6 protein-coding genes are annotated in these 6884 nt (G+C 40.6%); 4 read left to right on the plus strand and 2 right to left on the minus strand.

Translation table 11 applies throughout. From position 1 onward, the window contains the following. The 3 genes from ACHUFQ_RS16840 to ACHUFQ_RS16850 all read left to right on the plus strand — a co-directional run. On the plus strand, positions 1-126 hold a 126-nt coding region (locus ACHUFQ_RS16840; protein ID WP_455342391.1), incomplete at its 5' end, for an EF-Tu C-terminal domain-related protein. Positions 127-1019: 893 nt separating this feature from the next. Continuing rightward, entirely contained in the window at positions 1020-1334 is a 315-nt protein-coding gene (locus tag ACHUFQ_RS16845; RefSeq protein ID WP_394177014.1) for a putative signal transducing protein, read from the plus strand. A 46-nt stretch (positions 1335-1380) separates the two neighbouring features. Continuing rightward, positions 1381-2220 carry an SPFH domain-containing protein gene (locus ACHUFQ_RS16850; protein ID WP_394177015.1) on the plus strand — a complete coding sequence of 280 codons (840 nt, stop codon included), beginning with the start codon at positions 1381-1383 and terminating at the stop codon, positions 2218-2220. Between the two features lie 39 nt (positions 2221-2259). On the opposite strand, the gene ACHUFQ_RS16855 is transcribed toward ACHUFQ_RS16850, so the two are convergent. Beyond that, positions 2260-2925 carry a PEP-CTERM sorting domain-containing protein gene (locus ACHUFQ_RS16855; RefSeq protein ID WP_394177016.1) on the minus strand — a complete coding sequence of 222 codons (666 nt, stop codon included), beginning with the start codon at positions 2923-2925 and terminating at the stop codon, positions 2260-2262. Between the two features lie 847 nt (positions 2926-3772). Between ACHUFQ_RS16855 and ACHUFQ_RS16860 the strand changes: the two genes are divergently transcribed. Further along, the gene (locus ACHUFQ_RS16860) at positions 3773-4144 is read left to right on the plus strand and encodes a hypothetical protein (protein WP_394177017.1); all 372 of its coding nucleotides are present in this window, start codon (positions 3773-3775) and stop codon (positions 4142-4144) included. Positions 4145-4349: 205 nt separating this feature from the next. Here the strand turns inward: ACHUFQ_RS16860 and fusA are convergent, their stop codons facing one another. Further along, positions 4350-6434 (minus strand): elongation factor G, encoded by a 2085-nt coding sequence (fusA, locus tag ACHUFQ_RS16865; protein ID WP_394177018.1) that lies wholly within the window; start codon positions 6432-6434, stop codon positions 4350-4352. Positions 6435-6884: the final 450 nt, after the last annotated feature.

A 6884-nucleotide genomic window follows, 5' to 3' on the forward strand; every position in this document is an offset into this window, starting at 1 on the left:
GGCGACAACTTGAAGTTTGTTGTAGAGCTTATCAACCCAATCGCGATGGACGAAGGTTTACGCTTCGCAATCCGCGAGGGCGGCCGTACAGTAGGCGCAGGTGTTGTATCAAAAATTATTGAATAATTTTTGTTAGTCACCGAAAAAAGGTCGCATTAAGCGGCCTTTTTTTATGCGCTACTGAACGTAGCCCTTCGCGGTGTTCCGTGATGAAAAATTCGTTAAGAAAAATGTGCCGATGTACATTTTTTAGAATTTTCGATAATGCTCGGAATTATCGTAAAATCATCTTATGATTTTCTAGAGTCGTACTGGCAGATGATTGCTCCTGCATTAATTGCATTTCCAACATCCATGTCGGTCTAGGCGCAGGTGTTGACAGAAAATTGCTCCTCGATAACTGCTCCTCGATAACTGCTCCTGCGTTATTCTACCCACATACCTCCATGTATTAGTGCGTTATTCTACCTACATACTTCCATGTATTTGTGCATTTTCGGCATACTCCACGTCCATGTGGAAATATCAAAAATCATCGAATAACAATTAATTGCTCCTACATAATCTGCATTTCCACCATCCATGGTGGTCATCGATTGATTTTTTAACCTCCAAATCAAAAAAGAGCAGCCAATGGCTGCTCTTTTTGTATGTGCACCAACAGACTAACCACCGAGCGGTGTTCTGTGATGAGAAATTCGTTAAGAAAAATGTGCTGATGTACATTTTTTAGAATTTTCGATAATGCTCTGAATTATCGTAAATTCACTTGGTGATTTTCTAGAGTCGTACAGTCAATCAAGCTAAGGTATTTTTTAATCAATCATCTTTTAGAACACGTTATCCTATCTATCATTCTCTTTTTCGCAATTTCTAATTACAGCAAGCTTACGCTTTAGGCGTCGAATAGAAGGTTTCTGATATGTCTCCAATATTTACTAATCCGTTTGCGTCAATCAGCTAGATTTTCACCAGGGAAAGCTTTAATCTAGTTAGGTTGGCTTTTGAAAGGAATTGATTTGCATAAACTTTACTCTAATCCTCATTTGTTTTTTGTTGAGCATATGCAAAATATTCTCGCTATTGAAGGTATCGAAACTCAAATTAAAAATAAGTTTTTGGGCGGTGCTAGTGGCGATGTACCTGTGTTTGAGACCTGGCCGGAGTTATGGTTAGTCAATCCAGAACAGTTAGCTAAAGCGACGTCAGTAATTAAAAAATCCGAAAACGAAACAGGCGACGATTGGTTTTGTCCAGTCTGCAAAGAGTCGAATGCTGGCTCTTTTGAAATCTGTTGGCACTGTCAAACGGTTAAGCCTGATACATCGCCTTAATCTCTGCAGACACTCACCACATTAATAACAACATAGGGTAACCTCGATGAGACTTTCAAATATTCTGTCAGCCATATTCAGCATATTGATATTGGTCATTATTTTTAGTAGTTGGTTCATAATCGATACTGGTCATGTTGCCGTAAAGAAAACACTAGGGACGGTTGATTTAGAAGAAGTATCGCCTGGGCTTAACTGGAAATTGCCAATTTTTACCAAGGCATATGAATTTTCAGCTAAAGAAATAGCCATAGATTTTAATGATCTGCGACCAAAAGCCCGGGATAACCTCAGACTTCAGGACCTTGATATTAGTATTTTTTACAAAGTTGAGTCCGCCAAAATTGCAGAAACTATGGTGAAATATGCGGCTTCTTATTCGCAAGGTGAAGATGCCCTGTTACCGGCTTATACGATCGTTTATCGGGAGGGCAGAGATGTGATCTACGAGGAGGTCACCAAGATTGACTCTCTTGACTTACACCGCAACCGGGACGAATTGCGCGCGGGTATTTCCAGTGAACTTCAGCAAAAGCTCGATGACAAAGACCCTGGTGTTTTTACCATTACGAGGGTAGCAATCCGAGCGTTAAATACGGATCCAACTATCGAGGCTGCGATTCAAAAAGCGGTTCAAGCGCAAAAAACATTAGAAGCTAAGAAAGTTGAAGTAGAAATCGCGGCAAAAGATGCTGAGATCGAGATTGCACGGGCCAGAGGGATTGCAGAAGCTAATGCTATTATAAATTCGTCACTGACGCCGGAGTATCTTCAGCATGAACTCAATGAAGCGCTTAAAAAGTTTGCAGAGAACGAAGGTCAGGTTGTTGTAGTACCTGCGAATATGCAGGGAATGAGTATGATACTGGACTCAAAGTCGCGGTAATGATTAAGCCGGGAGAATTCCCGGCTTAATAGTGTTGGCCTATTTTTTATAACGAGCCAAAGCAAGTGCGCCTAGTGCCATCAGTAAAATAGATGATGGCTCTGGAACTTCACTGGGCTCACCAGTTTTAGTTAGTTGCACAAAGACGATTAAATCGTCAAAGTCACCGTCTGGATTTGAACCGGTATCATTCAAGAATAAGTAGAATGAACTCTCGTCGCCTTCAGTGACAATTTCAGAGACGGCAAAATTGGATTCTGTTGCGGATTCGCTTTCAACATTGCTGCCGTTACTAACATCATTGCAGTTTAAAAAAGATCCATTACAGTTTGCGCCAAAGCTAAATGCCAAATAGGAACCTGGACTAACATTAAATGTTCCCATAATCATGTCATTTTCAGCTGCATCGGTACCGATAGTCTGGCCGTCAGGGGCATTGAATACATTGTTATATACGGCTTGTTTGTATAAAAAGGTGACTTTGTACTCATACTCGCCGCCTTCTGTGTCCATGATGTTTGCACCACTGACAAAGCTTAAAATCTCAGGAGGCGTTCCTGAAGATGCACCACCCTTACCGTATTTATCTACATCCGCTACGAATACCTCAACACCGCCAACATTCATTAGTGCAGCGTTTGCATTAAATGCGACAAATGAAAAAGTTGTGAATAGAAGTCCGGTTATTACTGTTTTTAAAGACATCATATATTCCTTACCTAGTGAAATTATTTCCTAACCGTAACTTTGAAAGTTATTGTTAGTGAGCTTTATTTAGCATCCCGCCTGAAAAGGTCGATTGTCTCCTTTCTGACCAAAATGCTACTTCAATTTGTTGTTAAGGTGTGGTGATATCAAACATGACTCATTTTCGATATTGGTAAAAACATTCATAAGGTCGCATCAAAAAATTTTATGAAGCAACTGGTTACGGCAATAAATATTCTCTAATCGAGTAAAGCCTTGGTTCTTGTCCATTCACATAAGCTACTATGTGACTACATGGAAAGAAATGAAATTAACAAGACATCAAGTAGTGCCTGTCAACAAACGGAAGGTGACGTTTCTTTTTGTTAATTTACCTTAATGAAGCAGCATGTTAACAAAAGCAATCCTCGTGCCATATTGAAAAAATCAAGAAATTGAAGAAGTACAGACAGTTTTTCCACGGGTATTTTAAACGTTAAATTATCAACGAATAGACTTGATAACAATCAAGCATATATCAGTAGTGAAATCCATTCTCATTAGGTCATAAGCCTTTCTATTTAGGGGGTATAGCTAAATGAACGCCGCGAAAAATTACATCAAAGTTAATAGGTATTCTAAATGGAATGCATTGGCTTTGGTTCGTTATTTAATTGATTATTGTATACGTTGCAGATTAAAACTGTATTGACTAAACAGGATTTAATCGGTTGCTCAAGCTTAGGTAACCTTGTCAGTGTTAAAATTATGGACATCGCAACGTATTGAGTTGGCTAGCTTTTATTTTTGTTCTGATTTTTTGTCTTATACTAAAACTCTAACTTTAATTAGTAGAATAACTCAGATGAGTTTCATTATTACGCTTTTTGCTACCTGCTCTTTGGTTATCGGACTGATAGGTATGCTAAAACCCATTGTGTTAACTAGCGCGATAGAAAAGCATTATCGACGTTCTAGCGTGCATTATATATCGATTATGCTCAGGGTCATTATTGGTTTGAGTCTGATGGTAATCGCGGATGATACCCGAACACCTGTTGCTATTGAATTGATAGCTTGGCTCGTCTTGGCATCCGCTATTTTCGATGCGGTTAAAGGTCGCCAAAACTATATCAATTTGGTTGAGTGGTTGTTGAATTATCAACATTTAATATTTAGGGGATTTGCTGCTGGCATTGTGGCGTTTGCTGGCTTCTTATTAGTTGTGATTTACTAAACCATTAAATTTACGGTAGTGTCACAACTATACTCGCATCGTTTAATCGTCGTTTCTGGTAGAAATTAGCTTCCAGACACTGTCGACATACCTATATCCATATAGGCAATACACTGCTCCATGTTCCAGACAGCCGCAGTATACTTACATCCATGTAATAAAAAAGCCCCTGAAAAGGGGCTTTTATTATTGATTAAACAATCAATTATTTTTTCGCGTTACGCTCTTTAACTTCAGCGATAACTTCTTCCGCTACGTTATTAGGACATGGGTTGTAGTGGCTGAATTCCATTGAGAATTGACCACGACCAGATGTCATAGTACGTAGGTGTCCGATATAACCGAACATTTCTGAAAGAGGTACGTCAGCTTTGATGCGAACACCGGTAGCGCCAGCTTCTTGGTCTTTGATCATACCACGACGACGGTTCAAATCACCGATAACATCACCAACGTGATCTTCTGGTGTGAATACGTCTACTTTCATGATTGGCTCAATTAATTGAGGGCCAGCTTTCGGGATTGATTGACGGAATGCACCTTTAGCTGCAATTTCAAACGCGACTGCTGATGAATCAACTGCGTGGAAACCACCATCGTAAAGTTCAACTTCAACGTCCAATACTGGGAAGCCTGCAAGAACACCTTCGTCCATCATGCCTCTGAAACCTTTCTCGATTGCCGGGAAGAATTCCTTAGGAACGTTACCACCTACTACTGATGACGTGAATGTGAAACCAGAGTTAGGCTCACCTGGCTTGATACGGTAATCAATCTTACCGAACTGACCAGAACCACCAGATTGTTTCTTATGAGTGTAAGAATCTTCAATGGCTTGCGTGATTGTTTCACGGTATGCAACCTGAGGCTTACCTACTTCTAGCTCAACGCCGTAAGTACGCTTAAGGATGTCGACTTTGATATCTAAGTGAAGCTCACCCATACCTTTAAGGATAGTTTCGCCTGAATCTTCGTCAGTCTCAACCTGGAACGTTGGATCTTCAGCAACCATCTTACCGATAGCGATACCCATCTTCTCAGTAGAACCTTTATCTTTAGGTGCAACTGCGATTGAGATTACCGGCTCTGGGAATACCATAGCTTCCAGAGTACAAGGCTGTTTCACGTCACATAATGTGTGACCAGTTTGAACATTCTTCATACCAACGATTGCAAGAATGTCACCCGCTTGTGCTTCAGTAAGCTCGGTACGGTCTTCTGCCTGCATTTCTACCATTCGGCCGATACGCTCAGTTTTGCCCGTAAATGAGTTTAAGATGGTGTCACCTTTCTTAAGACGACCTGAGTAGATACGTACGAACGTTAATGCACCGAAACGGTCATCCATGATCTTAAACGCAAGAGCTCGGAATGGTTCGTTAGGATCAACGATAGCGTGCTCACCCGTAGGCTCACCTTCTTCATCAGTTAACGGTTGTGGGTTAACTTCTGTTGGTGCTGGTAAGTAATCAACAACGGCGTCTAGAAGAAGCTGCATACCTTTGTTCTTAAATGCAGAACCACAGTATGTTGGGAAGAACATTAATTCGTTAGTACCTTTACGGATACAGGCTTTGATTTGCTCTTCAGTCGGTTCTTCACCTTCCATGTATGCCATTAATAGATCGTCATCAGCTTCTAGCGCTGTTTCGATCATTTCTTCGCGATACGCGGCAGCATCATCTACCATGTCCGCTGGAATGTCTTGTACTTCATAGTTTTCAGGTTGACCTGAATCGTCCCAAACATAGGCTTTTTGCGACAATACGTCGACAACACCTACGAAGTTATCTTCTTCACCGATTGGTAAAGTCATAACGAGTGGGTTAGCACCAAGTACGTTTTTAACTTGATCTTTAACGCGGTAGAAGTTTGCACCCAAACGGTCTAGTTTGTTTACGAAAATCAAACGAGCAACTTTAGACTCGTTCGCATAGCGCCAGTTAGTTTCTGATTGTGGCTCAACACCACCAGAACCACAGAATACGCCGATACCACCGTCTAGTACTTTTAGTGAACGGTAAACTTCTACGGTGAAGTCAACGTGACCAGGAGTATCGATTACGTTAAAGCGATGTTTTTTCCACTCACAAGTTACAGCAGCAGACTGGATAGTAATACCACGCTCAGCTTCCTGTTCCATGAAGTCGGTAGTTGATTCACCATCGTGAACTTCACCAATCTTGTGGATCATACCTGTAAGTTTTAGGATACGTTCAGTTGTTGTGGTTTTACCCGCATCAACGTGAGCGAAAATACCAATATTTCTGTATTTTGATAAATCAGCCATTGTATTACTCTATTGAAATAAAAGTTACGTTAAAAAATTTTTGCGCGGATTATACATCAGTTGCCATCAACAAACATCTTAAAATTGATAAAAATTAATCAACTTGGCCATTTGTCGAAGAAAAAATGTGGACGCAATGCAGGGAAATAACTCATAACAAGGTTTTTTTGGCTGATTTCGTTGAAAAAAAGCCTAAAGTTTAGACATTTTACCGGGAGTTTGTTAAATTGTGCCCCGTAAAAAATGGCTCGGCTGTAATTGCGCTGTTGAACAATAGGTTCGAAGCTTTCAGCTTCATCGAGCCAGTGCGTGAAAGCGATATTACAATTGTATCGGGTGCCACCCGAGAGTTTAAACTTTAAGGTATAGCAAAATGGCTAAAGAAAAATTTGAACGTTCCAAACCGCACGTTAACGTAGGTACAATCGGCCACGTTGACCACGGTAAGAC

This window comes from Thalassotalea litorea (genome assembly GCF_043642205.1).
Classification (GTDB): Bacteria; Pseudomonadota; Gammaproteobacteria; order Enterobacterales; family Alteromonadaceae; genus Thalassotalea_A; species Thalassotalea_A litorea.